This window comes from Halomonas sp. TD01 (assembly GCF_923868895.1).
Classification (GTDB): Bacteria; Pseudomonadota; Gammaproteobacteria; order Pseudomonadales; family Halomonadaceae; genus Vreelandella.
In genome coordinates this window covers 366,075-392,641 of the sequence record NZ_OV350343.1, presented here as the reverse complement: position 1 = coordinate 392,641, position 26,567 = coordinate 366,075, and the positions used below count along the sequence as shown (strand labels likewise).

The following is a 26,567-nucleotide window of genomic DNA, read 5'->3' as shown; positions in this document are numbered from 1 at the left end:
TTAATTTTTAATTACATTGTGAACTTTTCATGACGGCGGCGAGCGCACTCTTTATACTGGCGCCGCCATTTCCAGGCTCCCCGAAAACAGGCTAAAGGCTATATGGTTACCTCCAACCCTTTTTCCGCGATGTTTGGCCGCTCGCCATTCCAGCCGCTGCTGGCTCACATCGTCAAGGCCAATGAATGTGCCGACCAACTGTTGCCGTTCTTCGAGGCATCACTTGCCGGTGATTGGGATACCGCAGCTGTATTGCGTGAAAACGTCACTCGTTTAGAGCATGACGCCGACACGCTGAAAACAGAGCTTCGGCTTAATTTGCCCAACACGATGTTCCTTCCCGTCTCGCGTTCTGACTTGCTCGACCTTATCAGCGTGCAGGACAAGATCGCCAACAAGGTGCGCGACATTACCGGCATTATGCTGGGACGTAAAATGCGTGTGCCTGATGAGCTGGCCGATCCCATGCGTGATTATATGCGCACCAGCGTGGCTTGCGTGGCTCAGGCGCGTCAGGCGTTAGAAGAGCTGAAAGACCTCCTTGAGTCCGGCTTTGGGCGTAACGTTTCCGATGTTATGCAGAAAATGATCCGCGAGCTGCATACGCTTGAGCACCAAGCTGATGATCAGCAGGTGAATATTCGGCGACAGTTGTTTGCGCTTGAGAGCCAGCTTCCCCCCGTTGATGTGATCTTTCTTTACAAGATTATCGATTGGGTCGGTGAGCTATCCGATCGCGCCGAACGCGTGGGCAGCCGCCTGCAGATTTTGACCGCACGCTAAGGGGATTCCATGCAGATTATTGCCCAGCACGGTGAAATTTTTATTATTTTGGCCTGTTTGTTTGGCTTCTTTATGGCTTGGGGCGTGGGTGCAAACGACGTTGCCAATGCGATGGGAACTTCGGTGGGGTCGAAAGCCATCACCATCAAACAAGCCATTATTATCGCGGTTATCTTTGAATTTTTAGGTGCTTGGCTGGCGGGCGGCGAAGTGACCGCTACTATCCGAGGCGGGATGCTTGACCCTGTCTTACTAGAGTCAAACCCCCAACTATTGGTTTACGGCATGCTTTCCGCGCTGCTGGCGGCTGCTATTTGGCTGATGATTGCATCGGCTCGTGGCTGGCCGGTTTCCACCACCCACTCTATCGTGGGCGCTATTGTTGGTTTTGGCGCGGTGGGGCTTGGAATGGAAGCCGTCGCTTGGGGCAAAGTGGGTCAAATTGCTTCCAGCTGGGTCGTTTCACCACTGTTGGCCGGTACGATTGGCTTTGTGCTGTTCAAATCAGTTCATCACCTGATTTTCGAAAGTGATGACCCATTTGCCGCCGCCAAACGTTACGTACCCGGCTATGTGTTCCTGGTTGGGTTTATCGTGGCGATGGTGACGCTGACCAAGGGCCTTAGCCACGTTGGTCTGAACTTGACGTTTGGTCAGAGCTTGCTGCTATCGGTTTTAATCGGTGCAGGGATCATGGGCTTGGGCTTGATTATGCAGCGCCGCATTAAGTTCGAAAAAAATGCCAGTGACCACTTTGGCTACGCCAATGTTGAACGGGTATTTGGCGTTCTGATGATCTTTACGGCTTGTGCGATGGCGTTTGCCCACGGCTCTAACGATGTTGCCAACGCCGTAGGCCCGCTGGCAGCGGTAATTAGCGTGGTACGTAGTGACGGCGTTATTGATAGCGCGGCGTTAGTGCCTTGGTGGGTACTGGTGCTTGGCGGCGGCGGCATTGTGTTTGGCCTTGTTACTTACGGCCATAAAGTCATTGCAACCGTTGGTACCGGCATTACCGAACTTACGCCCAGCCGTGGTTTTGCTGCCACGCTGGCCGCTGCGACCACCGTGGTGTTGGCATCCGGTACTGGCTTGCCGATCTCAACCACCCACACGCTTGTGGGGGCTATCCTTGGTGTGGGTCTGGCACGCGGTATGGCAGCGCTTAATCTGCGTGTTATCGGTACGATTGTGATGTCTTGGCTTATCACACTGCCAGCAGGTGCCGGTTTGGCCATCCTGTTCTTCTTTATGTTCAAAGGCATGTTCGGTTAACACGGGGGTAAACCCGCCGTAGTACGCCATTGCTCGATGCTATTTTGGATAGATAATGCAGCGGCACCTTCGCGCAAATCAGCCTGTATCTGGGTGGATTTGCACAAGAAGGTGCCGCTGTTTTTTGCGCTCTGTTAAAGTAAACGCTGATACTTTCATTCACCTGCTGCCGGAGAGCGGCCCTTGGACACACGCTTCCCTTTTGTTGATTGGTTTCGTAACGCTTCCCCTTACATTAACGCGCACCGGGGACGAACCTTTGTCATCTTAATTGAGGGCGAAGCCATGGCGTCTGGCCGAGGGGAGCAGCTGATTCAGGATTTAGCGCTGCTACACACCCTGGGGGTGCGGCTAGTCGTGGTGTTTGGTATTCGCCCACAAGTGCATGATGCATTAACGGCTGCCGGTGTAGAGCCAACGCGGGTGGATGGCCGTTGGGTAGCTGACCGAGCGGTGATGGCCCATGTGGAACAGGTAGCAGCGCACCAACGGTTATGGTTAGAGGCGCGGCTCTCCTTAGGCCTGCCTAGCACGCCGCTACACGGTGTGGAGCTTAGCGTGATTTCCGGCAACTTGGTGACCGCTAAACCACTCGGTGTACGTGAAGGCGTAGATTTTGATCACAGTGGTGAAGTGCGCCGGGTACGCGCTAGCGCTATTGAAGGGCTGTTGGAAAAAGGCTCACTGGTGCTGCTGCCGCCGCTAGGCTTTTCCAGTACGGGGGAAGTGTTTGATTTAGACGCCTCGGAAGTGGCGCAACATGCTGCCGTAGCGCTGAAAGCGGACAAGCTCATTCTGCTGGGCGAGTCGGAAGGGCTAGAGGACGAGCAGGGCGCGCTATTACGCCAGCTTTCCCCGGCAGAGGCCGAACCTCGGCTGCAGCAGGCGTTACCGGGCAGTGAGCTGGCACGCCACTTAAACGCCGCCTGCACCGCCGCCCGAGAAGGGGTCGCGCGCACCCACCTGCTTTCCTGGCGCAATCACGATGCGCTGTTGGGGGAGCTGTTTACCCGTGACGGCGTTGGCACCATGATCACCCAGCACCGCTACGAGCAGTTGCGACCAGCCACGTTAAACGACGTCGCTGGCCTGCTAGAGCTGCTGGAGCCGCTTGAGCGGCGTGGCATGTTGGTGGCTCGTTCGCGGGAGCGGTTAGAGCACGAAATTGATGACTACATGGTGATAGAACGTGATGGCATGGTGATTGGCTGTGCCGCACTGCATGTTTTCCCAGACACCACGGTGGGGGAAATGGCCTGTGTCGCGGTACACGGTAACTACCGCGGCGGTGAGCGTGGCGAGCGTTTGGTGGAAGCGTTAGAACGACGCGCTCGGCAGCGCGGGCTTTCCGAAATGTTTGTGCTGACTACCCACACGGCTCATTGGTTTGTTGAACGTGGCTTCCGTGCGGCCAGCCTGGACGACCTGCCGCCGCTAAAGCGTGAAGCCTACAACCACGCCCGAAAATCCAAGGTGTTGGTCAAAAATCTAACGTAAGAGCGCTTATTTAAACAGAAAACGCTAGCCGAGCCGGGTGTCTTTACGACATCCGGCTTCGCATGCGTGCAAAAAATTAATGCAAATATTTGGTCATTTTTGTTATCTGTGCAATTATATTTGCATGCAGATTTGAAGAAGCTAATCCAAACCAACAACAACGAACAACGCCGTTATCTGCACGCAACGTCACTCACAAATTGCCAACAACATCGACGTCACGAGGATTACCCCATGAAGACACTAACCACTCTAATGGCTGCTACTGCTTTCTCTCTCACTGCCACGACTGCCGCTGCGGAAAAGCTAGTGGTTGCCACCGATACTGCCTTTGTGCCCTTTGAATTTGCCCAGGACGGTGAATATGTCGGCTTCGATATCGACATGTGGACAATGATTGCCGAAGAGCTTGAGTTGGATTTCGAACTGCGGCCAATGGATTTCAACGGCATTATTCCTGGCCTGCAGACCGGCCAGTTAGATGTTGCCCTGGCGGGTATCACCATCCGCGAAGACCGTGCTGAGGTGATCGATTTTTCGGATGGCTACTATGAAAGCGGCTTCCGTATCATGGTGCCAATCGATAGCGATATCGAAAGCGCAGAAGACCTAGCGGGCAAAACCCTGGCCGTGCGCACCGGCACCTCCGCTGCTGATTACGCCCGGGATAACTTCACCGACACCCAGCTACGCCAATTCCCCAATATCGATAACGCCTACCTTGAATTACGCACTGGCCGTGTCGAAGCCGCTATGCATGATACGCCCAACGTTCTCTACTACATCGCCACTGCTGGTGACGGCCAGGTTAAAGCCGTAGGCGAGCAGATGATGGCGCACGAGTATGGCATTGCTTTTCCCAAGGGGAGCGAGCTGGTCGAGCCGGTTAATGGCGTGTTAGCCGCCATGCGTGAAGATGGTCGCTACGATGAAATCTATGCCAAGTGGTTTGGTGAAGCACCGACTGAATAACGCCTGATTATTCCATACATCTTGCGGAGGGCAGTGTCCCTCCGCTGAGTTCGATAGATCAGGAGCAAGGCAATGAATGTCGATTGGTCGATTATCATTAATTTCCTGCCTCAACTATTCCATGGGGCAAAAATCACGCTGTATATCACCGTAACGGGCTTGATCGGTGGTATTTCATTGGGGGCTGTTATTGGCCTGATGCGTGCCTACGGCGGCTATATTCTCAATACGCTTGCGTTTATCTACGTCGAAATCATTCGTGGCACGCCGATTGTTGTCCAGGTGATGTTTCTATACTTCGCCTTGCCGGTATTGGTGGATATCCGTATTGACCCGATGACAACGGCCATTCTTGCGATCGTTATTAATGCCGGGGCGTATGTTGCTGAGATTGTGCGTGGCGCAGTGCTATCGATCTCAAAAGGATTAACCGAGGCAGGACGCGCCATTGGTTTGCCGCGCTGGAAAGTGGTGGTCTATATCGTTGGCCCACTGGCCTTTCGTCGGTTGATTCCACCGCTGGGTAACCAGTGCATTGTCAGTCTGAAAGATACCTCCTTGTTTATTGTGATCGGCGTCGGCGAACTGACGCGCACTGGCCAGGAAATCATGGCGGCTAACTTCCGCGCGGTCGAAATATGGACGGCGGTTGCCGTGTTCTACCTAATTATGACCGGCACGCTGTCGCTGCTGCTGCGTATCATCGAGAAGCGGATGAGGATCTTATGAGCGCCATCATAGAGTTCAAAAATGTGTCCAAGCACTTTGGCCCGCTTAAGGTACTTGAAAAGGTTGATCTGGAAATTAATCGTGGCGAAGTGGTCGTGCTAATAGGGCCATCCGGTTCTGGAAAATCCACCTTGCTGCGCTGTATTAATGGGCTGGAAATGATTACCTCGGGTGACCTTCTTGTTGACGGTATGAGCGTTAAAGGGGGGAACAAAACGCTGCGTGAAATTCGCCAGGAAGCGGGCATGGTCTTCCAGCAGTTCAACCTGTTTCCACAGATGACAGCGCTGGAAAATGTGGCCTTTGGTCAACGCCATGTGCGAGGTATGGGGCGCAAGGCTGCTGACATTAGTGCCCAGGAGCTACTGGAGAAGGTCGGCCTAGGGGACAAATCCAAACACTACCCCCATGAGCTTTCGGGTGGCCAGCAGCAGCGGGTAGCGATTGCTCGAGCGCTAGCGATCAAGCCCAAAGTAATGCTGTTTGATGAACCTACCTCGGCGCTTGATCCTGAGCTAAAACAGGAAGTGCTGACTGTCATGCATAAATTGGCAGAAGAGCATATGACTATGGTGGTGGTGACCCATGAAATGTCCTTTGCCAAGCAGGTGGGCACACGCTTGATTTTTATGGAACACGGCAAAATTGCTGTTGATGCCAACCCTGTTGATGTCATCGATAACCCGCCTAATGACCGGATGAAGGATTTTCTGCGCCATGTCTAAACAAGTAAGCTCTATTGGCTGGCAGATTATCAACGGACAGCCACGCGACATTGGCGTTGCCCTTGGTCGCGCAGGGCGCGATGCGGTGCATCGGTTTCTGTTGCCGAGCGCTATTTGGGCCGAGATTAACGACCCGATTCACCAGAATGCTGTTGCTACCATGGCAGCCAATACGCAGCGTGATTTCCCCCAGGTGTGGGAAGAGCTAGAGGGGCTTGCGGAAGGCCTTAATCTGCCCATTGAGGCGGTATTTGCTTGGAACTGCCGTGGTGACCTGTTGGCCCATGCACCGGACGGCTGTACTACCTTGGCGGTTCCCGGAGAAACGCCGCTGGTGGCGCATAATGAAGATGGCCTGCCATTTTTCCGCGGCCACTGCTTTATGGCTGAAGTAACATCAGCGCCGGGAGAAGGGTTTACAGCCTTCTGCTATCCCGGCTCGATACCCGGTCACACCCTGGCGTTTACCCGCCAGGGCTGGGTGCAGGCGGTCAATAATTTGCGCCTGCTCGATATCACACCCAAGGTGCCAAGAATGGTGTTAGGGCGAGCAGCCCTAAACCAGCCCAATGTAACCGACGTGGTGGCGCTGCTGCAGCGCTACAATGAGTGTGGCGGCTTTCATTTTTCGCTTGCCGAGTGCGGCCAGCCCGAGGTGACGAGTATTGAGTTCGGTGGCGGGGGGGCTGCCCAGAGGGCGTTGAATGCCCCCAGCGTGCACGCCAATCATGCGCTGTATCACCCGAGTGGTGTGGCGTCACAATGGATTACTGACTCCTCTAGAGACCGCCAGCAGCGTGGGGATCAGCTGCTGAAAGAAGGAGAGACTGCGCCGCTGGCCATCTTGCATGATCAACAAGCCAGTGGTCTGCCAATTCTGCGGCTTAGCGCTGACGATCCTGATCACGAGAATACCCTGGTTACGGCTGTGATGCGTCTTGAAGCGGATGGTGTAGCATGGCAGCTTTATGATCGTACTGGAGCGCCGCCCGCTTATGCCGGAAAACTTATCTACCCGACGTGAGAATGACCAAGCGTCATCAAGTACTCAGCCTCCCCAAACGCTGGATGCGCTACGTGAACTGGCACTGCGTATTGCCAGAGGTGAGAGTGAGCTGCGACTTGGCCCTAAAGCACGGGAAGTACTGGCGCGCCTGATCGACCTTCAGGGGGACCAGGTCTTGCTGTCTATTTCCTCGGCAGCCCGTCGTTTAGAGGTCAACCCGTCGAGTATTTCTCGTTTGGCACGCTCTCTCGGCTATGCCCGTTTCAGTGATTTACAAAGAGTCCTGCTGAGCGCGAACTTTACTTCTTCAGCATCTTTTTACCGCGACCATGCTGCCAGCGCGTTGGCAGCAGACAAGCGCAGTTTGCATGTCCAGGCGGAGCAGTTATGCGCTGAAAACAAACACAATATCGATCGCTTTCTACAGGGTGTGAAGCATGATGATATTGAAACTTTCGCCCAAGCGGTGATCAATGCGCCCAGAGTAAGGCTGTACGGTGTGCGTCAGTTTCATGCACTGTGCAGTTTCTCAGCCTACGGGCTAGGCATGTTGCGTCCTGATGTAGCACTGCTTAGCGACGCCACTAATGGGGTCGCGGAAGGATTGGCGTCGTTGTCCGAAGGTGACGTGCTGATTGTCGCCAGCTGTCAGCCCTATACGCGCCAAGTGGTGGATGTCTGCCGCATGGCGCAGGCTCACGGTATTCAAACCTTGGCCGTAACCGACTACGCTAGTTCTGCACTGGTCGAATATGCGCAGGTATCTATCCTGGTGCCCCATGAAAGCAGCTTTATTTCCAACAGCATGGTGGCCTATTTTGCCGCCATGGAGTGCCTGATTAATGCTTGTGCCACCCTGGCAGGCGACTCGGCAGGTAAGGCAATCTCGCGGCGGGACCGCTTTATCACCGAGTTGGATATCGAAATACGCTGACAAGTCGTTAAATGCAGCTTTACTGATCACCGCAGATACTTAAGCTCAGTTATTCAAGCTTAAGTATTTAAAATAACCCCGCCATTTAAGTGCAACGTTTGGCCGCTCATGTAAGACGACTCTTCGCTGGCGAGGTATACATACGCTGGGCCAATTTCACTGGGATGGCCGGCTCGCTTCATGGGGACTTGCCCGCCAAAGTTGGCGACTTTTTCGTCATCAAAGCTGGCGGGAATTAACGGTGTCCAGATTGGCCCCGGCGCGACGGCATTAACCCGAATGCCTCTATCCATTAACGACATAGCCATTGAGCGTACAAACCCTTGGATGGCGCCTTTCGTGGCGGTGTAGTCAATTAGTGTGTCGTTGCCTTTGAAGGCGTTGATGGAGGACGTGGCGATAATGGTGTCGCCTTCACTCAGGTGGGGCAGTGCCGCTTTCGTGAGATAAAAATGGCTGAACACGTTCGTTTGAAACGTGCGTAGTAGCTGCTCATCAGGAATGTCAGTGACATCGTCCCAGTCATACTGCTCAGCGGCATTATGAATAACTACGTTGAGCTTGCCGAACTCTTTCAGGGTATGTTCCACAATGTCGCCACAAAAGATGGGTTCCGCCACGTCGCCTTGCAGCACCAAGCAACGGCGTCCCTCTGCCTCTACTAAACGCTTGGTATCGTCGGCATCTTTGGGCTCTTTAAGGTGCACAATAACGCTATCGGCACCTTCACGGGCGTAATGTACGGCCACCGCTCGGCCAATGCCGCTGTCGCCACCAGTAATGATAGCAACTTTATCTAATAGCTTATCGGCACCGCGGTAGCTTTCGCGAATATACTCCGGCGTTGGCTGCATCGCATGCTCATCGCCGGGCTGTTTATTCTGATGCTGCGGGGGTTGCTGTTGATCACTCATGTGCGGTCACTCCTTTGTTGGCACATTTTTTTAACGCTAGCCTATTGGAAGGCTAGAAAGATTCAGCACTGGGAAGAGTTGAAAATGACAGTGTATGTTTCATCCGGTTTCAGTGGCTAAATAGGGCATCCCTATTTTTGAATGCCTTATGTTCTTAATTCGAGTGCTTCTAACGTAGACCAATGGCGCATAAAGTGACAAGTAACCGCTGGATAACCCCGCGGTAAAGGTAATAGAAAACGTTAATAATGACTATTTGAAATGTCTATTAGATCGTTTTTAATAACGTATTAATATCACAAGTGGCTGTTTTATAAGTTTTATAAAAGGTAAGTGTGCTGCGTGCTTTGGATGATTTTTATTTTGCGTAATGGCAAGTAGGTTACGAGCGACTATAGTGAATAAGCCAATTCATTCCCCTTGGCACGTAAGGCGATACGGCGACTACCAAGGAATAGGAGGTAATATGCAGCAACCTGATAAAGACGATCACAAGAACGATCATAAGAAAGATCAGCGCCAAGATCACCATGATGATGCCAATCCGATGCCCGACACGCATCATGTCAATCCTGATGCCGACGATAAGTCGTCCACCAAGCAACCTAAACACTAATTTAACCGGTTTGCCTAATAATGGGCGCTACCCAATAGTAGCGCCTTTTTTATAGGATGTTGTAATAGTTAGCAGTATCTCCGGTGAGTGGGTTTAAATGCTAATATTTTAATTTTTGTTATTTATATTCGCTGTCTTTTGATTTGATTTATGAAAATTAACGATATTTGTTGGGTTGGATTGGGTTGGGTTGGATTGGGTTGGGTTGGGTTGGGTTGGGTTGGTTTTTTTGATCATTAAGCTGTTTTGAATGGAAAGCTAATGGCGGTTCGCTATAGTTTTAAATAAGAGGTGATTTTCGAAGCTATTTTAACGACACGGAGGGCGTCACCATGGATGAGCAAGGAAAACAGAACTATTCACATATTGAAGATTCACATATTGAAGATTCACATATTGACGATTTACATCTTGATGAGCTGGATGATCACGGTTCACTTAAGCAAAAAAGCCGAGAGAGCGCTGAGGAACTAAAAGTGACTGCTCAGCAACAAGATAAAGAAAAAGCGCTGCATATCAGCTATAGCTCTAGAGGCGCAGCGCACCACTTAGAGGAGAACGTCAAATCAGTTAAACGATGGAACGGCTAAACAGTTGGTCGATGATAAGCATGATTTGTCACACCGTAGGCCTAACTAGCGGCAAACTCATGGCCATTCACGCGGCGCTACTTTTTGTTGTAGCGCCGTTTTACTTCTACGCTTAGCCTGCCTTCGCCCAGCCGTAGCGAGAGTTTCTGGCCTGGCTCGGTGTCCTCTGCTCGGCGAATGACATGGCCCTTTTCATCCTGGGCAATGGCATAGCCGCGCCCCAATACCGCAAGTGGGCTGACGGCATTTAGCTCACGGGCAGCGCTACTCAAGAGTGCCTGACGTACTTCCAACGCCCGCTGTATAGTGCTGGCTAAACGGCGCTGGAGCTGGCTAACACGCTCTTGCTCTGTGCGGTGTAGGCGTGCCATGTCTTGGCTGGCTAAGCGTTTGCTTAACTGTGTGACCCTAGTTTGCTGCTGCTGAACGCTTTGCTGCATTGCGCGTTGCAGCCGTTGGGTTAGGGCGGAAACATACTGGCGCTGGCGGTTAAGCTGCTCCCCAGGGTGGCGAAGGCGGGCACGCAAGGTATCCAACCGTTGGCTATCTCGTTCTAAGCGCGCCTGCATGGCACGACGTAAGCGGTTTTCTAGCTGTGACAATTGGTGCTTTAGCGCTTGCTGGTCGGGTACTAAACGCTCGGCCGCCGCCGATGGGGTAGGGGCGCGCATATCGGCGGCGAAATCTGCCAGGGTGGTATCTACCTCGTGGCCCACTGCTGACATCACCGGCAAGCGGGAGTGAAAAATCGCCCGTGCCAGATGCTCGTTATTAAACGCCCACAAATCCTCTAAGCTACCGCCACCGCGGGTGATCAGCACCACATCCTGGTCAGGGTCTAAACGCGCCTGCCGGTTTAATAACCCCAGTGCAGAAATCATGGCGGGGGCGGCCTCGGCACCTTGTACGGGCACCGGAATCAGCGTGACATCCGCCAGGGGCCAGCGAGCCGCCAGCACCGCCAATACATCGCGAATCGCTGCGCCGCTGGCAGAACTCAAAATCAAAATCTTGCGGGGTGGAAAGGGCAGAGGGCGAGCATTGGCAAACACGCCTTCGCTTTCCAACTGCACTTTTAGGCGCTCAAATGCCGCCAGTAGCTCCCCCAAGCCCGCCGCCTGCACGGCGTCGGCAATCAGCTGATAGTCGCCGCGCGGCTCGAACAGCGAAACACGGCCGCGTAGTTTTACCTGATCACCATCACGCATGGGGGCCGCCACAAAACGCGCCCGCTGGCGAAACAGTGCACAGCGAATTTGCGCGCGGTCATCCTTCAGCGTGAAGTAAATATGCCCAGAGGCCGGGCGGGAAACATTGGAAAGTTCGCCTTCTACCCACACCTCGCCCACCTCTCGCTCAAGGGTCTGCTTGGCGCGCTGATTCAACTGACTAACAGAGAGCGCTTGTGGCGTTTCGTGCATGGAGCAACCTTACAAATAAATGGGCGAGCGGGTAGTTTTCGCAAGAATCCTAGCTTATTAGCCATTGGTCTGAATTGAAAACCTTCTTCACATTGCTGGTACGGCCTTCAAAACGTTATAATAGGGGATTAACTTTCCACGCCCCACTTCCTCTTCCATCAGGGTGTTGCCGCTATGCTACGTATGGCCCAAGAAGCACTTACGTTCGACGACGTACTCCTCGTTCCCGGCTTCTCCGATATTCTGCCTAAGGATGTCAGCCTCAAAACCCGCCTGACCCGCAATATTTCACTCAATATCCCGCTGCTTTCCGCTGCAATGGACACCGTTACCGAAGCGCGTCTAGCAATTGCGATGGCCCAGGAAGGCGGCATCGGCATTATCCATAAGAGCATGGCCATGAGCCAGCAAGCCGCTGAAGTGCGCAAGGTTAAAAAGCACGAAAGCGTGATTGTAAAAGATCCGGTCACCGTTAGCCCCAAGGCGAAGCTGGAAGACCTGCTGGCGATGGCGCGCGAGAACGGCTTCTCTGGCTTCCCCGTTGTAGAAGGTGAAACGCTGGTTGGTATTGTGACCGAGCGTGATATGCGCTTCCAGCCTAACCACGGCGACAGCGTAGCGGACATCATGACCCCCCGCGATCGGTTGATTACTGTCAAGGAAGGCACCGACCTTGAAACCAGCAAAGCCAAAATGCGCGAACACCGCATTGAGAAAATGCTGATCGTCGATGACGAGTTTCACCTGCGGGGCCTGGTGACCTTCCAGGACATCGAAAAAGCCCGCACTTATCCGATGGCTGCTAAAGATAGCGATGGCCGCTTGTTGGTTGGCGCCGCCGTTGGTACTGGCCCAGAAACGCCTGATCGCGTTGCGGCTCTGGCCGAAGCCGGTGTGGATGTGATCATTGTTGATACTGCCCATGGCCATTCCAAAGGCGTTATCGACCGCGTGCGCTGGATCAAAGAGAACTTCCCCAACATTCAAGTGATTGGCGGCAACATCGCCACCGCCGCTGCCGCGAAAGCGCTGGCTGAAGCGGGCGCAGACGCTGTTAAAGTGGGCATTGGCCCCGGTTCTATCTGCACCACGCGTATTGTTGCAGGGGTTGGCGTACCGCAAATCACCGCGGTTTCTAACGTGGCAGAAGCGCTGAAAGAGTTCGATATTCCGCTGATCGCTGACGGCGGCATTCGCTTCTCGGGTGACTTAGCCAAAGCGATCGCCGCTGGCGCAAGCGCGGTGATGGTCGGTGGCCTGCTCGCCGGTACCGAAGAAGCCCCCGGTGAAGTCGAGCTTTACCAAGGCCGTACCTACAAAGCCTACCGTGGCATGGGTTCCATGGGCGCCATGTCTCAGAACCAGGGCAGCGCCGACCGCTACTTCCAAGACAAGAGCGAAGGTGCCGAGAAGCTGGTGCCGGAAGGCATTGAAGGCCGCGTACCCTATAAAGGCATGATGGGCGCTATCGTTCACCAGCTGATGGGTGGCCTGCGCGCTTCCATGGGTTACACCGGCTGCCGCGATATTCAAGAAATGCGCACCAAGCCAGAATTTGTACAAATTACCAGCGCTGGCTTTAACGAATCCCACGTGCACAACGTGCAGATCACCAAAGAAGCTCCCAACTACCGGGTGAGCTAACCAGCACGTTTAGTTAAATGGCGCGGCGGGCATTGCCCCGCCGCTTGCTTTTTGGCCTTACCAGCGGCACCCACACCGCTTAACCGAGACCCCGCCATGAGTGACATTCACGCCCATAAGATCCTGATTCTCGACTTCGGCTCCCAGTACACCCAGCTGATCGCCCGCCGTGTACGTGAGATCGGTGTATTCTCCGAAATCCGCGCCTTCGATATCACCGAAGAAGAAATTCGCGAATACAACCCTAACGGCATCATCCTGGCCGGTGGCCCGGAATCCGTGACCGAACTGGATTCCCCGCGAGCACCGGCGTGCGTGTTCGAAATGGGCCTGCCGGTGTTTGGTATCTGCTACGGCATGCAGACCATGGCCGAGCAGCTTGGCGGCAAAGTTGAAGGCTCTAACCAGCGCGAATTTGGCTACGCCCAGATTCAAATCGACGGCGACACCCCGCTGTTCAAAGACATCAAAGACCACATCGATACCGACAGCGGCAAAGGCCTGCTAGACGTATGGATGAGCCACGGCGACAAGGTCTCCCAGGTACCTGACACCTTCACCGTGACCGCTTCCACGCCGAGCTGCCCGATTGCCGCTATGGCCTGGGAAGAGAAGCAATTCTACGGCGTACAGTTCCACCCGGAAGTGACCCACACCCTGCAAGGTCAGCGCATTCTTGAGCACTTCGTGCTGGATATTTGCGGTGCTGAAAAACTCTGGACGCCTGCACAAATTATCGAAGACCAAGTGCAGCGCGTACGCGAGCAAGTGGGCGACCGCCATGTACTGCTTGGCCTTTCCGGTGGTGTCGACTCCTCGGTTGTGGCGGCGCTGCTGCACAAAGCCATTGGCGACCAGCTGACCTGCGTATTCGTCGATAACGGTCTGCTGCGCAAAAACGAAGGCGACCAAGTGATGGAAACCTTCGCCAAGCACATGGGCGTGAAAGTGATCCGTGTCGACGCCGAAGAGCTGTTCCTGGGCAAGCTGAAGGGCGAAAACGACCCGGAAGCCAAGCGCAAAATCATCGGCAACACCTTTATCGACGTGTTCGATGAAGAAGCCAGCAAAATTGAAGGCGTCGACTTCCTGGCCCAGGGCACCATCTACCCGGACGTGATCGAATCCGCCGCCTCTAAAACCGGCAAAGCGCACGTGATCAAATCCCACCACAACGTGGGTGGTCTGCCGGAAACCATGAAGCTCAAGCTGGTGGAACCGCTGCGCGAACTGTTCAAAGATGAAGTGCGCAAACTCGGCCTCGAACTCGGCCTGCCTTACGATATGGTCTACCGCCATCCGTTCCCTGGCCCCGGCCTGGGCGTGCGCATTTTGGGCGAAGTGAAGAAAGAGTACGCCGACATCCTGCGTGATGCCGACGCCATCTACATCGAAGAACTACGCGCCGCCGGTTGGTACGAAAAAACCAGCCAAGCCTTCGCCGTGTTCCTACCGGTGAAATCGGTAGGTGTCGTCGGCGACGGCCGCCGCTACGAATGGGTCATCGCGCTACGCGCGGTCGAAACCATCGACTTCATGACCGCCCGCTGGGCGCACCTGCCCTACGAGCTACTGGAGAAAGTTTCCAACCGGATTATCAATGAGTTGGAAGGGGTTTCGCGGGTTACTTATGACGTGAGCAGCAAGCCACCGGCTACGATTGAGTGGGAGTGAATGTAGGCTTATTTATATAGTTGCGTGGGCGCAAGTGATGTAGCCTAACCTTAAACTGTTCGGTATCAGGTCTATATTTAGTATTGAGAATATGCAACGGTAAAATTGTTCGCTTCGAGCGGCGGTAAGGATACTGCCGTTTTTGCTAAATGTAGGGTAGGGGTCAACTCATGCACCCTGATTTGTTCGAAATGGACGGCTGAGGTAGGAGCATGAAAAATTATAGTACATCGCAACTGTCCGCCCTGACTCGACTCTTCTCTGCCGCTGTCTTCCGTGAATTGGCGAAAAAAGGCCAATCTGGCTTATTCTGTCGGTTACTCGGACAAACAAATTTGCTTGATAATGCCGGTTCAGATGCGACTGTTGGCGATGTTTTCGACCAAGCATTCGAAATTTTGAAGGTCGCTGGACAACGCGATGAATATATTTATCGAGCGGCTATCAGCCAGAAGATACTGATGGGAAGGCACACTCTACGCACAGCCTCGATGCTCAATGAGTTTCGTGCTGGTAGTAGTAAGGCTGATCTCGTTATCTTGAATGGCACTGCTACCGTTTATGAGATCAAATCAGAGCGGGATTCGCTTGCGCGGCTTGCTAACCAGGTGGAAAACTATAAGCGCGTTTTCGCCAAGGTAAATGTAATCGCGAGCGAAGGTCATATAGACGGGATAATAGAAACGGTTCCGAAAGACGTAGGGGTAATGTGTCTTTCAAAGCGCTTCCGGATAACAACAGTGCGTGAAGCAGCGGAGTGCCCTGCGCGAATCTGCCCGGTAACCGTTTTTGAGTCATTGCGTATGGCCGAAAGCAACTCAATCTTGCAGACAATGGGCGTAGTGGTGCCTGAGGTTCCTAACACTCAACGGCACGCCGCTATGCGTGACCTGTTCGCTAGGCTAGACCCGGTAGAGTTACATATAGAGATGGTTCGCACGCTCAAGCGGACGCGTGACCTCGCACCGCTTGGTGACTTTGTCAATCGTTTGCCCAAATCTTTGCAAGCTGCGGCGCTTTCTATATCGGTGCGCCGCTCTGATCACCCGAAGCTGATTGGCGCCATTGAGACTCCGTTGCAAACAGCCATGACTTGGAGCTGAACGTCGTATGTATTATCCCTATTTTCGCGGAAAACAATACGAGCTTATTACCATCCGAGAGATGGCGGTAGTGCTTGCCGAAAAGAATTTCGTACCTGTGATTGAGCCAGTGAGGGAATCACTTGGCGGTCTTAAAAAGGCCTTAAGTGCAGTATACGAAGCTGGGGGACGTGCAATTGTTATCGTGAATCCTTATTACGGTGATCATAAGGAGGACGGGGCGAGTATTACTGGCCTACTCCAAGAAAGTTTTAGCAACATTGACAATATCTCCGCCGGCATTTTGTTGCGTAATGACATGGACGTTAACGAAGTAATGGCTTGTTATGATCAACACGTCGATCATAACCCTGTTCTAGTCCACGCAGGCTTCACTGCTCCTAAGGAGCTGGCAGTTGCGCTGGAGAAAGAAATGGCTGGCCTCACCAACATCTTTATCGAAGATTATGCAAAGCTGCTCTACCGGAAGCACTTTGGACAGGGGCGACGCATCCTCGTGCGTGATGGTTTTAAGCGGCAGCGTAATGCTGATTATAAGCCAATAGAAGAATTCACTGATCTTCATGTCACTTATGATGAACTTGGCATGGCGGGATTTGGAGATTTTTTGATCGCGGGTGACGTCTATAGTGAGAGTGGAGGCCCGGCTTATGCCGTTGCGATCCACATTACATTCATTGATCCGGACAAGGACGATGTCATGTACATCTATCACTTCGTCTCGAATACAAATGACACTCCAACTGATCCTGCCGGAAAGTTCGCCCAAGCACTGGAAAAACTGATCGCGAAACTGGACAGTGGAAATTCGCATATTCTTGAAACTGATGCGGTACAAGAGTTTCGCTCACTGCATGCAAAGGGCCATTTTCCCGGACTCGGCTACGTCAAGAAGCTCTCGATGAAGCATCATATCGAGACTCTTGCCGCCTATTGTGGCTGAGCTCTATGCCAAAGCGATTTTGTTGTCCAGAATGTTTCGATGATCGTACCTTGCGTGATGAACTCTTCCCTTCTCTCGATCCTGGTCACGGAGCATGTGATTTCTGTGGAACCGCCAACGCCCAGCTCGTTGAGCCATATAAGCTGGCCAATTATTTCGAGCTCCTAGTCAATGCCTATGAGCCAAGTGAGGGCGGCAAGCTGCTGGTAGAGTGGATGAAGGATGATTGGCAGCTTTTTAGCCACCCGCGGATGGATACTGCTCACGCTAAGGAATTGCTAGGTGAGATTCTGGATGATGGGGAAATCGTCAGAAAGGGCTTTTCACCGTCCTCAAGCTATATCAGTGAGGGCATTGCGCGATGGGATGAACTGCGTGACGAAATGATGTATGCCAATCGTTGGTTTCTTGAAGTTGAAATCGACCAAGTACGTCTCCGTGAACTCCTAGGAATGCTGTTAGCTCGACAGTTGCCCCGGCAATGGTATCGCGCACGCATCTCGACCGAAGATGAGGCCTTCCTAATTGAGAATATGGGCTCCCCCCCGAAAAGACGCTCATCACATGGTCGAGCCAATCCGGCGGGCATTCCCTATCTTTATTTGGGATCGCTCTCAGAAACCGCTGTGGCCGAGATCAGACCCCATACCGGTGAGCTTGCTTGCGTTGCCGATTTTACTATCCCAGAAATTAAGGCTGTGGACTTGCGCAATCCGCGTAAGATCGTTTCTCCTTTCATCTTTTCCGAGTCTAGCGCGATTGCTCAGCTGCGTGCCGATTTACCATTCCTTGAACGTTTGGGTGAAGAATTGACTCGACCAGTTCAGCCTATGGGCGCGGCAATCGACTACATTCCGAGCCAGTATCTTTGTGAGTTTATTAAGAAGCAAGGGTTCGACGGGGTTGTCTATCGTAGCTCAGTCAGCGATGGCAACAATCTCGCACTGTTTGATCCCGAAAAGGCTGTCGGCGGGGAAGTGGAACTCTACAGCGTGTCCAAAGTTTCGGTCAAAGTAGCCGCCCTCTGAAATAAAAGCACATTCTTATAGCTACAGTTCTGGTGAGCGTCAGCTTCAATCACCAATGAAGAATCATCTTATCATTAGTTTGAAGTGCCACTGAACTCCCCCTAGATTAGTACCACTCGCTTAATGAGATTTTCCATACTATGCCGAATTTCGAGCATACTTAACTGATGGCTGCTTTCCAGGTCGGAGTACGTACATTGGTAGCCGAGTGGGATATTCTTTCTCTTTCCTGTACCAAAACGGTTTAATTTTAATAAATATGTTGAGATGAGCCGAGGGCCTATTGACGTTTCACTCATTGCCGCGCTGGTGCCCGTTTTTATTCGCGGCGAGGCAGGAGGCGAGAGGTTTGGTTATTCCAAATCAACGACGACTAACGCCGCCGCGAGTAAAACGGGCCCAGCCCTTCGGGTTGCATCACAAAGCGCGCCATACGGCGTTGCAAAACTTGAAAAGGGAACCCACCTGTCCTGCGTTTTGCGCCTTGTCTGGCGCGCTTTGTGGTGCAATGCGGTTCACGATGAAGAGTCAACAGGCCCTCCTGAAGACTGGAGTAAAGTGATAACTCTCTTTTCAGCTGCGCCAAGACACAGTTGGCATAGCTACGCGATATGTTCCTACCCTGGCTCAGATACCCCATACTTTCTATCAAAAGATTGTGCATCGTTTAGTGTGAGCCCTTCATTGCGAATTGGAAAGTTCAGAAGTCTTTTCGACGTTATATGGTTGTGATGGCCTAACGTTCTAAAAAAATGCATGATGAGCTGAATATTCATGTGTCTATCATCCTGCCAGAGGCATTTTGGTTATGCGGGTACTTAAGCGGGTTCAGCCAACACCCGAGCAAATCACTATAGTCAGGCGGATTCAGACCGGAACTTCGCTCATTCGCGGTGCTGCCGGAAGTGGCAAAACAACTACTGCGTTGCTGGCGCTTAGGGCTGCGACAGGCGCAGCAGTAAATCAACTGCGTAACGATAATCGATTGCCAGCAAACGTATTAGTACTCGCTTTCAACAACTCATTGCGTAGCTATTTACAAGTCGTTGCTGAAGATGAAATGGCGGATTATGCGGGCGATGTGCGCATGTATATTTCGACTTTCGATAGGTGGGCAATAGACACACTAAATACATCAGGGATGAATAGCGCGAATGAAGCACGAAGCTATCTTAGCCGACTTGCCATTTCATTTCCCCGCGACACATCATTTGTTGTAGACGAGGTTGAGTATTTGCTGGGAAGGCTTCCGCCTGAGCGTCTGGATGAATATCCAATGATCAGGCGTAGTGGTCGCGGCGGATCTCCTGCGATGCCGAATGATGTGCGCAAGAAATTGCTAGATGAGGTTGTAGTTCCCTACCTTGAGTGGAAGCAATCGAACGGTGTTAGAGATTTCAACGATCTAGCCGTGGATATGATGCGAGCCGAACCTGAATTCAAGTATGACGTGATCGTTGTTGACGAGGCGCAGGATCTTTCCGCCAATCAACTACGCGCGGTTGTCCGCCACGCTGCAGAAGACGCTACTATCACAATCGTTACAGACTCAGCACAACGAATATATCCACGAGGAGCACCTTGGTCGGAAGCTGGTATTGAAATAGTACCCACACGGAGCTTTAGGCTAAACATAAATTATCGAAATACTCGTGAGATTGCGACACTCGCTGCCTCGCTCTCTGACGGAATCAATATAGATGACGATGGGAGTCTTCCCGATCCTGGGGCCTGCCAACGGAATGGTCGACTACCAACTTTGATACTTGGTAAGTTTGGGCATCAGTTAGCCTATGTGGTTGACCGTCTTCGACATATCGATCTGGAGAGAGAGACCGTCGGTTTTCTCCACCTCAAAGGTGGTGGTTGGTTTGATGATGTAAGAGCGGCACTGAACTACAACGGGTTTGTTTTTTGTGAACTACAGGGAGCGCATGTATGGCCGGCGGGGGCAGCGAACATTGGACTTTGCACTCTCCATAGCGCCAAAGGGCTAGAATTTGATCATGTATTCATGATTGGCCTTGCTGCTCAGCATGCCTCTTACGGAAAAGCTCTTGATGATGACCGGTACGATACGCACCGGAGGTTGATCGCGATGGGGATTGGGCGTGCTAGACAAACTGTGATTTTGGGAACTAAACCGGGCGAGCATCTGCCGCTACTCCAAGCAATACCAGCCGGTACAGTGGAGGTAGTTAAATTATGAGCGTAGCCGAAACTGTCGCAGTCAGGGGCATCAGTGAAGTAGTTCACTTCACGACTAACCACGGATGTCTTGGAACACTTTATACGCAAGCTCTGCAGTCACGCGCTCGATTGCAAAACGACGAAATGGTGAAGTACCTGTTCGCAGCAAACGCCGAATTGCGTCGCGATATTGAGTATCTTGACCATATCAGCTTATCTCTGGAGCATATCAACACTAGTTTCTACCAGATCAGTGCTGGAAAATGGCATCGTGAAGAGCCAATATTTTGGTGTATTCTCGCGTTTGATCCAGTGGTGCTTACCCACGAGGGTGTTGTCTTTGCATCTACGAATAATATTTACACGTCTGTCACAAGAGGTGTAGGAACAGCTGGACTATCTAATCTTTTCTCAGATTGCGTTGTCCGTTGGAGTAATAACGTAGTGAAGCGAAATCATACAACTAGGCTCTGTTACCCAACGTGCTATCAAGCCGAAGCACTGTACCCGAAATCACTTTCGACTGACTATTTACAAAGAATTTACGTCAACACTCACGATGACCAGTCGGAAACAATCGGCTTCATCAAGGCCACATTCCATCGCGATGTTGATGTAATCGTGGCTCCTGAAAAATTCGGAGTTAGGCCGCTTTGAAAATGGATCGCAAAAAACAGAACAGGTTATCTGCTGAATGGGCTGCATATGGTGACGCACTTGGATTTATGACAGAGCTTGCGGATGCTAGTCGTGTGCAATACCGCATTGGGGCGGATGAAGTTCAAGACACTGTACCTTGGAAGAGAAAAGTCGGTGGGTACAGTGGAGTAAAAGTAGAGCTGCCTGCCGGTACGTATTCAGATGATACGCAGTTGCGTCTAGCTACGTCGCGAGCAATTCGTGGCGACGGGGCATTCAATGTTGCTGCGTTCGCGAAAGTTGAGTTACCGGCATGGGCGAATTATGCCCTAGGGGCTGGGGTTGGATCGAAGGAGGCGGCGTCGAACCTCGCTCGAACGTCAGCTACTTGGTATTCAAACTTTTTTGATAGCAAAAAAGCGACCTATATTAGTGTTGGAGGAAACGGTGCTGCCATGCGCATACAGCCACATGTTTGGGCTGCGCCGGATCTTCACAATTTAAACAGTATTTTTCTGGATGTCATTAGAAACTCTGTATGTACTCATGGGCATGTCCGAGGAATAGTAGGGGCTTGTTTTCATGCTAGTTCTCTTAGCTTCGCGTTATTGAACGGCCGAGCCGCTAATCTAGCAGAGCTAAAAGTAATGGTTAATCAATTACGATCAGTTGTGGATGTCGTAAATAATGATGGCGATCTTCGCATGTTTTGGCTAAGTGTTTGGTCAGGGTGCAATAAGATATCGTTCGAAGAGGCAGTCGCGCAGGTAGTCCAAGAGATGTTGGATGATATCAACATACTTGAACCACTTGGTGAAGGCATACTTGAAGATGTTTATCCTCAAGCGGTTAATGCGCTTGGAGGGCTTACGCCGTCTTCACGAGGATCGGGTACAAAGACAGCAATACTTGCTTCCTTTGTAAGCTTGCTCGCTGATACTTCAGCCCCCAAAGATGCTCTACTAAAAATTGTCAATGTTTTTGGATCGGATACCGACTCGATCGCAACGATGGCGGGTGCGATTATAGGGTCTTGTACCGATCAAGAATGCGAAGGGGCAGTTCAGGACAGAGATTATATTCGGGTTGAAGCTGAACGACTCACACTAATAGCGAAAGGGGGTGAAGCATCGTCCTTTCGCTATCCAAATCTCAGGTCTTGGAAGCCTGCAAGGGCTGCCGTTGATTCAATTGGCATTATCGACGGACATCTATGGTTGAATGGAATAGACCGTATCGAAGCAATTTCCTCTTCACCAGTTGCAAAGATCAGTGGCGACTTGATTGGCTGGTTCCGTCTTTCTTTTGGGCAGACCATTCTGGTGCGATCCCGCTCAGAGCCTCGTAATATAGCTCGGGAGAGAGTCTCCAACGAATTGAACCTTGAAAAATCAGAGAGCCGCTTCGCTGCTGAACCCCCAGACAGACTACGAGACTTGTTCGAACAGGATGAAGGACAGAAAGTATCAAATGATGGCCATGGAAAGGTCGTCACTTCTGGTTTAGAAGGGCTTACTCTAAACGAGATGTTACAGAAAATTATAGGCGGCGGGTTTTCGCCTGAAATGATAGGTCAAGCGCTGCTCCAACAAGTTGATGAAGGGGGTAATGACTTTGTAGAGCGTGGTATTGCTTTGACCTCTAATGTTCTGACCGCATATGAAGCGCGAGTTAAAAGACGCCGGAAATGATTTGTGTCAAATGCAGCTGTTTCTGCACGCCACAATCAGTATATTCGCAGCAATTGGAAGTACTACCCGATCATACTGGTTTTGCTACCCTTTCCTTGCGCATCAGCGAGCAAAACACAACTGGTATCGGTACATCGACACAATCACGATGCTGATAATGGCAAGCTCACCTTCCTGCGATAACGAATACAGCGTTAGCCCCAGTGCACTAATATCACCCGCTGCGGTTGCCAGCACTGGAAAGCGCTTTCGTGTTGGGTGTGGTGTTGATAAATGGGCAGACAACATATAGCGCCGCTGAGCATGCAGAGGGCGATCCCATAGAAAGCGCTTTGCTCAGGCACTTGGCCAAGGAAATGAAGTTGCAAGGCAAACCCTAATCCGCGTCTAAACCCAATAGCAGGCCCTCTCTGGTGCCGCTATTCATCCGCGCTTTGTTCGGCTTACCCCCGCCCGCCGTTAACCAGATGGCGGGTAGGGCAATCATCACGCCTAGCCATACCCAGCCATTGGGTCGCTCGCCCAGGAAAATCAGCGAAAGCCCGAGGGCAATAGTGACCATTGCGACAGCGCTAACAGGCACCACGATGGCGAAGGGGCGCCCGCGATAATCCTGGTAAAGCAGCCACGCCCCAAGGGCGGAGCCGATGCCCACCAGCGTGCCCCATATCCACACGTGCGGCTCCCAGGTGGAAAAGAGCAGTGCGCCTGCAAAACGGACAAGCGCGCCGCCCAGATGAGTGTAAAACGCAATATTAAGCGGCGGGTAAAAACGGGCGAGTAAACCATTGATAAAATGCATACTGCCGAGTAGCACCATGGCGCTTAGCGCAAGGGCGATAGATATGCGGGCTCTTGGTCACGATGATAAGGGAAGGGCCAGCATAGAAGCCGCTAACATGCGGCTAGAAACTCGATTAGGTCATGGTCGCTATGAGGAGTTGTGATGATCAGAGGGGCGGATATCTCCATTGCCCAACTTCGCGCGCTGCTTGCCGTGGCGGAAGCGCAGTCTTATACCCATGCGGCGGAGCGCCTTGGCGTCAGCCAGTCGGGGGTGAGTCATTCCATGCAAGCACTGGAGAAGCTAGCGGGTGGCCCGCTGATTAAAAAGCCCAGAAGGGCTGGTGACCACTGCGCTAGGAGAGTTAGTGCTTACTAGCGCCAGAAAGGTGGTAGGTGAGCTTCAGGTATTAAACCAGCAGGTGGAGCAGTTTCATAACGAGGCGGATGAAGCGCTGAAAATTGGCGTTATTCTCAGCGCGTTATCTGGCTGGTTGTCGCCTCAGCTTGCGAGCTTCACGAGCCGCTACCCGGATGCCATCAGCCTTGTTCTGGAAGGCATAGAAGAGGAAATAAAGGAGTGGGTGGAAAGCGGCGTGATCAACATGGGCGTCACAACCGATGTCACCCAGTTGAACCTCACCTACTGGCTTGAGAACTTTGAGTGGCAGCTATTAAAGAAGGACGAGATTGTTGCCGTGCTGCCTGAAAGCCATCCACTCAGTAAAGAAGCCAGCGTCACGGTGGCGGAACTAGCGGAACACCCCCTTATAATGTCGTCAGGCGGTTGTGAGGCGCTGATCCAGCAGATATTTGCTCACTCGTTGGAGGAGGTTGATACCTTCCAGGTCGATTTTTGTGTGCGCGATACGTGGACGTTATTGCAGATGGTTGCTGGCGATGTCGGTGTTAGCTTGGTTCCTACCTTGGCTTTAAGCAATAAGCCAACGGCTAACGTAGTGACGCGGCCGCTATCACCAAGGCGCGACCGGAACCTGATTGCCTTTTGGCCTAAACGGCAGCCGCTTAATCCCGTGGGTAAGCAGTTCTTGAAGGAGTGTTGGTGATCAACCAGGCAGAAAATAAGAGACGATAGCCATCTCTTTATGAGGAATGCCGATTATCTCAATGCACCCTTGGCCAATCAGGTAAAAGATAACGTGCTGGCCCTGGGGGTAGCTGTAATAACCCTCGCTGATATCCGAGCGATGTTTTCCTAGCAGGGGATTTTCTGCGAGCCAGTGAAACCGTTTTTCAAAATCCCTTAGATAGGTATTCCGTTGGTTCTTGCCCCACTGCCATTCCGTATAGCGACCGATATCTTTTAAATCGTCTCTTGCTCTCGGTGTGATACGGAACCTGGGCATTACGTTTCGCTATCCAAGTCGTTGATTAATGCATCCATTGAGAAATCGTCCACGAATTCACCGGCGCTAGCCTGCTTGGCACCTTGGGCTAGATGTGTACGTAGCGCCTCAAGTTTACTTTTGCGTTCCTCCATGGAGCGTAGCGCATCACGCACAACCTCACTTGCGGAGCCGTAGCGGCCACTGGCGACTTCGTTTTTGATAAAGACTTCCCAGTGCTCCCCTAGGCTAAGACTGGTCGTTGCCATGATGTGCTTCCTATGTTCAAAAGTAACAAATATGAATATAGGTATGGCTGGCAAGAATGACAAGAGGGCAGCCCAAGTGACTGTCCTTTCTGTGTAGTCACGATTCTCTATCCGATTAAGGCATCCATCGGAAAATCGTCCACGAAATCCCCGGTACTCACTTGTTCAGCCCCTTGAGCGAGGTGTTTAAGCAGCGTCTAAAATCCATTTTCAGGTAACTCAGTAGCTATGTGCGTTACTATCAGCACCTGTTATTCACGAAGGAATCACCCATGGCCATAGGCGGCTTGATAGGGTTACTGGATGACATTGCCGCATTGGCAAAGTTGGCCGCAGCATCATTGGACGATGTGAGTGCCGCCGCTGGGCGAGCAACGGCGAAGGCGGCCGGGGTGGTGGTGGATGATACGGCGGTGACGCCGCAATATTTGCAGGGGGGGACAGCGGAGCGTGAACTGGCGATTGTGAAATAGATCGCGCTGGGGTCGATCCGCAATAAGCTGGTTTTGGCGCTGCTGCTCTATCACTTTTTGCCCGCGCTATTGCCGATCATCCTGCTGGTGGGTGGCACCTACCTAGCCTTTGAGAGGGTGCGGAGAAGACAGTTGCTATTCACGGCTACGTGCGCGAGCGCCAGCTTTGGCAAGAACGCGGCGTGTTAGCACCGCTGGCTGGAAAGCTGTTATTCACGCAGTATTTTCGTTTTTCATCCCCTTCAACAGCGGCAGGTGTACTGGTCGGCGGAAGCGCCAATGGCCGATTCGTCTGGAAAGGTGAGAGTGGTAAAGCCCTGAAGGCTACTCAAAAGGCGTGCTAGGCAAACATTTAAGTATTGGTGGTGCCCATCGGTCAAGCACTCGGCATCTTGGTTGTTGAGTTCAATGATTCTTAAATAAGCTCACTAATAGTGATCAAAATTTATTTCAGGTAAACCTCGTATTCACTGGACAAGGTTACCCAAAGCCGTAATATGTTCACTATGAGTGAACAAAAACCATCGAAGATAAACCATCTGTTAGCTAGCCTGGAAGATACGGATTTAGTCTCCAGTCGCTGGCTGCAGGCGCATGGCTATTCGAGAAGCCTTGTGGCGCGCTATGTCTCCAGCGGTTGGCTGGTGTCACCGGCGCGTGGCGTCTATCTGAGAAAAGGAGGGCGGCTACAGTGGCAGGGCGTACTGCGAAGCCTGCAAGAGCGTGAGGGCTTGGCGTTATACGTTGGTGGGCGCTTCGCGCTGGCAATGCATGGGTACGAACACTATCTGCGGCTGGGCGAAGCTGCCACGATAACGCTTTACGGGACTACTCGGCCACCAGGTTGGCTGAGCCAGTTGGCTCTGCCTGAGAGATTTGTATTCTGCGGCAAGCCTCCCTTTGTTTGGCCGTTTACTGCAGATTCTCAAAAGGATCACTTACTCGAGCAGGGGCTGAAACGGCAAGAGATGCTTTCTGGTGCGGGAACCATCGTTTGTTCGACACCGGAGCGCGCGATACTGGAACTGTGCGATAGCCCCACCTGCGCGGCGATGGTCTATGAAGCCGATGCGCTTATGCAGAGCTTGGCAACACTGAGCCCAAAGCGCATGACGGCGTTGCTGCGCCATTGCAACAGTATCAAGGCCAAACGCCTGTTTCTCGCCTTGGCGGATCGATACCAGCATGCGTGGTTGCGTCGCCTATCGTTGGATGAGGTGGATCTCGGCAGTGGCAAACGCGTGCTGATACCCGGAGGACGTTTGCACCCGATTTATCAGATCACGCTACCGAGGGACTTGGATGAGCACTTGGGATAAACG

At 52.3% G+C, this 26,567-nt stretch carries 28 protein-coding genes and 1 pseudogene; 23 read left to right on the top strand and 6 right to left on the bottom strand.

Annotated elements, in window-relative coordinates; all coding sequences use genetic code 11:
* The first annotated feature begins 102 nt into the window (after nt 1-102).
* The 8 genes from L1X57_RS01895 (at nt 103) to L1X57_RS01860 (ending at nt 7,921) form a co-directional block, all read left to right on the top strand.
* Nucleotides 103-783, top strand: coding sequence for a TIGR00153 family protein (locus tag L1X57_RS01895; protein ID WP_009722224.1), 681 nt, complete (start codon nt 103-105; stop codon nt 781-783).
* A 9-nt stretch (nt 784-792) separates the two neighbouring features.
* A complete protein-coding gene (locus L1X57_RS01890) occupies nt 793-2,058 on the top strand; it encodes an inorganic phosphate transporter (RefSeq protein WP_234667882.1) in 1,266 nt (421 codons plus the stop codon).
* Nucleotides 2,059-2,241: 183 nt separating this feature from the next.
* Complete coding sequence (argA, locus tag L1X57_RS01885; RefSeq protein ID WP_009722226.1) at nt 2,242-3,555, top strand: amino-acid N-acetyltransferase; 1,314 nt, start codon at nt 2,242-2,244, stop codon at nt 3,553-3,555.
* Between the two features lie 234 nt (nt 3,556-3,789).
* Nucleotides 3,790-4,527 carry a glutamine ABC transporter substrate-binding protein GlnH gene (glnH, locus tag L1X57_RS01880; protein WP_009722227.1) on the top strand — a complete coding sequence of 246 codons (738 nt, stop codon included), beginning with the start codon at nt 3,790-3,792 and terminating at the stop codon, nt 4,525-4,527.
* Between the two features lie 72 nt (nt 4,528-4,599).
* Nucleotides 4,600-5,256, top strand: a complete 657-nt coding sequence (gene glnP, locus L1X57_RS01875; RefSeq protein ID WP_009722228.1) for a glutamine ABC transporter permease GlnP — start codon at nt 4,600-4,602, stop codon at nt 5,254-5,256.
* Nucleotides 5,253-5,981, top strand: coding sequence for a glutamine ABC transporter ATP-binding protein GlnQ (gene glnQ / locus L1X57_RS01870; protein ID WP_009722229.1), 729 nt, complete (start codon nt 5,253-5,255; stop codon nt 5,979-5,981). The genes glnP and glnQ overlap by 4 nt, the downstream gene beginning before the upstream one ends.
* Entirely contained in the window at nt 5,974-7,005 is a 1,032-nt protein-coding gene (locus L1X57_RS01865) for a C45 family autoproteolytic acyltransferase/hydolase (RefSeq protein ID WP_009722230.1), read from the top strand. Before glnQ ends, L1X57_RS01865 begins: the two co-directional genes overlap by 8 nt.
* Nucleotides 6,950-7,921: a MurR/RpiR family transcriptional regulator gene (locus L1X57_RS01860; protein WP_234667880.1), complete on the top strand. Its 972-nt coding sequence runs from the start codon at nt 6,950-6,952 to the stop codon at nt 7,919-7,921. The genes L1X57_RS01865 and L1X57_RS01860 overlap by 56 nt, the downstream gene beginning before the upstream one ends.
* Nucleotides 7,922-7,980: 59 nt before the next feature.
* Here L1X57_RS01860 and L1X57_RS01855 read toward each other — a convergent pair whose 3' ends face one another.
* Nucleotides 7,981-8,835, bottom strand: a complete 855-nt coding sequence (locus L1X57_RS01855) for an SDR family oxidoreductase (protein WP_009722232.1) — start codon at nt 8,833-8,835, stop codon at nt 7,981-7,983.
* Nucleotides 8,836-9,301: 466 nt separating this feature from the next.
* On the opposite strand from L1X57_RS01855, the gene L1X57_RS01850 reads away from it, so the two are divergent.
* Together L1X57_RS01850 and L1X57_RS01845 are read left to right on the top strand one after the other, a co-directional pair.
* Complete coding sequence (locus L1X57_RS01850; protein ID WP_009722233.1) at nt 9,302-9,451, top strand: hypothetical protein; 150 nt, start codon at nt 9,302-9,304, stop codon at nt 9,449-9,451.
* Between the two features lie 332 nt (nt 9,452-9,783).
* Nucleotides 9,784-10,041 carry a hypothetical protein gene (locus L1X57_RS01845; RefSeq protein ID WP_009722234.1) on the top strand — a complete coding sequence of 86 codons (258 nt, stop codon included), beginning with the start codon at nt 9,784-9,786 and terminating at the stop codon, nt 10,039-10,041.
* A gap of 77 nt (nt 10,042-10,118) precedes the next feature.
* Here the strand turns inward: L1X57_RS01845 and xseA are convergent, their stop codons facing one another.
* Complete coding sequence (gene xseA, locus L1X57_RS01840) at nt 10,119-11,462, bottom strand: exodeoxyribonuclease VII large subunit (RefSeq protein ID WP_234667877.1); 1,344 nt, start codon at nt 11,460-11,462, stop codon at nt 10,119-10,121.
* A 174-nt stretch (nt 11,463-11,636) separates the two neighbouring features.
* Between xseA and guaB the strand changes: the two genes are divergently transcribed.
* From guaB to L1X57_RS01800, 8 genes are all read left to right on the top strand, one after another.
* Nucleotides 11,637-13,106, top strand: coding sequence for an IMP dehydrogenase (gene guaB, locus L1X57_RS01835; protein ID WP_009722236.1), 1,470 nt, complete (start codon nt 11,637-11,639; stop codon nt 13,104-13,106).
* A 96-nt stretch (nt 13,107-13,202) separates the two neighbouring features.
* On the top strand, nt 13,203-14,780 hold the full coding sequence (gene guaA / locus L1X57_RS01830; RefSeq protein ID WP_009722237.1) for a glutamine-hydrolyzing GMP synthase: 1,578 nt from the start codon (nt 13,203-13,205) through the stop codon (nt 14,778-14,780).
* Between the two features lie 212 nt (nt 14,781-14,992).
* Nucleotides 14,993-15,883 carry a sce7726 family protein gene (locus L1X57_RS01825; protein ID WP_009722238.1) on the top strand — a complete coding sequence of 297 codons (891 nt, stop codon included), beginning with the start codon at nt 14,993-14,995 and terminating at the stop codon, nt 15,881-15,883.
* A gap of 7 nt (nt 15,884-15,890) precedes the next feature.
* Nucleotides 15,891-16,826: a sce7725 family protein gene (locus tag L1X57_RS01820; protein WP_009722239.1), complete on the top strand. Its 936-nt coding sequence runs from the start codon at nt 15,891-15,893 to the stop codon at nt 16,824-16,826.
* 50 nt (nt 16,827-16,876) lie between these two features.
* Nucleotides 16,877-17,854: an RES family NAD+ phosphorylase gene (locus L1X57_RS01815; protein WP_009722240.1), complete on the top strand. Its 978-nt coding sequence runs from the start codon at nt 16,877-16,879 to the stop codon at nt 17,852-17,854.
* 808 nt (nt 17,855-18,662) lie between these two features.
* Entirely contained in the window at nt 18,663-20,063 is a 1,401-nt protein-coding gene (locus L1X57_RS01810) for a UvrD-helicase domain-containing protein (RefSeq protein WP_009722241.1), read from the top strand.
* Nucleotides 20,060-20,701, top strand: coding sequence for a DarT ssDNA thymidine ADP-ribosyltransferase family protein (locus L1X57_RS01805; RefSeq protein WP_009722242.1), 642 nt, complete (start codon nt 20,060-20,062; stop codon nt 20,699-20,701). The genes L1X57_RS01810 and L1X57_RS01805 overlap by 4 nt, the downstream gene beginning before the upstream one ends.
* A gap of 2 nt (nt 20,702-20,703) precedes the next feature.
* Nucleotides 20,704-22,374, top strand: a complete 1,671-nt coding sequence (locus L1X57_RS01800; protein WP_039868669.1) for an ADP-ribosylglycohydrolase family protein — start codon at nt 20,704-20,706, stop codon at nt 22,372-22,374.
* 102 nt (nt 22,375-22,476) lie between these two features.
* On the opposite strand, the gene L1X57_RS01795 is transcribed toward L1X57_RS01800, so the two are convergent.
* Both L1X57_RS01795 and L1X57_RS01790 read right to left on the bottom strand, forming a co-directional pair.
* Nucleotides 22,477-22,662 carry a hypothetical protein gene (locus L1X57_RS01795; protein WP_234667875.1) on the bottom strand — a complete coding sequence of 62 codons (186 nt, stop codon included), beginning with the start codon at nt 22,660-22,662 and terminating at the stop codon, nt 22,477-22,479.
* 88 nt (nt 22,663-22,750) lie between these two features.
* Complete coding sequence (locus L1X57_RS01790) at nt 22,751-23,176, bottom strand: EamA family transporter (RefSeq protein ID WP_009722246.1); 426 nt, start codon at nt 23,174-23,176, stop codon at nt 22,751-22,753.
* A gap of 144 nt (nt 23,177-23,320) precedes the next feature.
* On the opposite strand from L1X57_RS01790, the gene L1X57_RS01785 reads away from it, so the two are divergent.
* Both L1X57_RS01785 and L1X57_RS01780 read left to right on the top strand, forming a co-directional pair.
* Nucleotides 23,321-23,536 carry a helix-turn-helix domain-containing protein gene (locus L1X57_RS01785; protein WP_009722247.1) on the top strand — a complete coding sequence of 72 codons (216 nt, stop codon included), beginning with the start codon at nt 23,321-23,323 and terminating at the stop codon, nt 23,534-23,536.
* On the top strand, nt 23,526-24,224 hold the full coding sequence (locus L1X57_RS01780) for a LysR family transcriptional regulator substrate-binding protein (RefSeq protein ID WP_009722248.1): 699 nt from the start codon (nt 23,526-23,528) through the stop codon (nt 24,222-24,224). The genes L1X57_RS01785 and L1X57_RS01780 overlap by 11 nt, the downstream gene beginning before the upstream one ends.
* Here L1X57_RS01780 and L1X57_RS01775 read toward each other — a convergent pair whose 3' ends face one another.
* Complete coding sequence (locus L1X57_RS01775) at nt 24,225-24,524, bottom strand: type II toxin-antitoxin system RelE/ParE family toxin (protein WP_009722249.1); 300 nt, start codon at nt 24,522-24,524, stop codon at nt 24,225-24,227.
* The gene (locus L1X57_RS01770) at nt 24,524-24,772 is read right to left on the bottom strand and encodes a type II toxin-antitoxin system ParD family antitoxin (protein WP_009722250.1); all 249 of its coding nucleotides are present in this window, start codon (nt 24,770-24,772) and stop codon (nt 24,524-24,526) included. Before L1X57_RS01770 ends, L1X57_RS01775 begins: the two co-directional genes overlap by 1 nt.
* A 272-nt stretch (nt 24,773-25,044) precedes the next feature.
* Between L1X57_RS01770 and L1X57_RS01765 the strand changes: the two are divergent.
* The 3 genes and pseudogenes from L1X57_RS01765 to L1X57_RS01755 all read left to right on the top strand — a co-directional run bounded on the left by L1X57_RS01765 (nt 25,045) and on the right by L1X57_RS01755 (nt 26,564).
* Nucleotides 25,045-25,434: pseudogene (locus tag L1X57_RS01765) on the top strand (DUF808 family protein).
* Nucleotides 25,395-25,589, top strand: coding sequence for a DUF4357 domain-containing protein (locus L1X57_RS01760; RefSeq protein WP_009722252.1), 195 nt, complete (start codon nt 25,395-25,397; stop codon nt 25,587-25,589). Before L1X57_RS01765 ends, L1X57_RS01760 begins: the two are co-directional and overlap by 40 nt.
* Before the next feature lie 162 nt (nt 25,590-25,751).
* Nucleotides 25,752-26,564: a type IV toxin-antitoxin system AbiEi family antitoxin domain-containing protein gene (locus L1X57_RS01755; RefSeq protein ID WP_050801084.1), complete on the top strand. Its 813-nt coding sequence runs from the start codon at nt 25,752-25,754 to the stop codon at nt 26,562-26,564.
* Nucleotides 26,565-26,567: the final 3 nt, after the last annotated feature.